Origin of the sequence: Cupriavidus sp. D384 (genome assembly GCF_001652915.1) — a bacterium.
Classification (GTDB): Bacteria; Pseudomonadota; Gammaproteobacteria; order Burkholderiales; family Burkholderiaceae; genus Cupriavidus.
On record NZ_BBQI01000069.1, the window covers coordinates 1 to 761 of the forward strand.

1 pseudogene is annotated in these 761 nt (G+C 60.2%); it reads right to left on the minus strand.

Annotated features, from left to right (window positions below):
- A pseudogene (locus A9J21_RS15675) lies at positions 1-363 on the minus strand (transglutaminase family protein); the annotation flags it as partial.
- Positions 364-761 lie beyond the last annotated feature (398 nt).

Below are 761 nucleotides of genomic sequence, written 5' to 3' on the forward strand. Positions count from 1 at the left end.
CATGCCGCCAAACTCGCGCATCGCAAATTCCATCATGCGGTCAGATTCGCAATAACGGCTCGGGGCCAGGTAGGGCAGCACTTCAAAAGGCAGGTCGGCGACCGCGACCTGCGATAGCGTTTCGCCATCATCGAGACGATGGTCGATCTCCACTACGGCCTCATACCGAATTCCCAAGCGGCCCTTGTTCGCCCGAATGCGCAGCATACGGTTGCACAGGACAGGGTCGGTGTAGCGTGTAGCGAGTATCTCTGGCGAGATCACGAGGTGTTCGGAGACTATCGACTGCCGGCATGTCCTCGCCGCTTCGATGCACAAAAGGAAGTCGGCCGTGGGATCCGCGATCTCGTAGGACAAGTTCACCAAGTATCGGATGCGGTTCATAGTTGAACCTTGGGTTCCAGGCGGGAGCGCAGGGCGTCCGCCCCAACGTATCGAGACGGCGATAACAGTGTACCGCTAACTTGCCTTGCTCCGCGCTTTGGTCTTGCGGAACTTCTTGATCGGCAGTTATCTCGCGCCAGAGCAGCAGCGATCACTTGCGAGAGACACGCAACTTGCGGACAGGCGTCCAGAGGCGTTGGCGCGGATGAGAACGGTGTGAACGCGAGACTGGGGGCAATTGCGCACCGTCGCTTCGATCGGCTGCTATCGGTCGGCCGCTGAGAGGCCTGTGAGCACTACGTTGCTTGCTGTCCAACGATGACGTCGATGGCCGCTCGCCCCGCCAACTCCGCCACGAGATGAGCCCAACGCCGGGA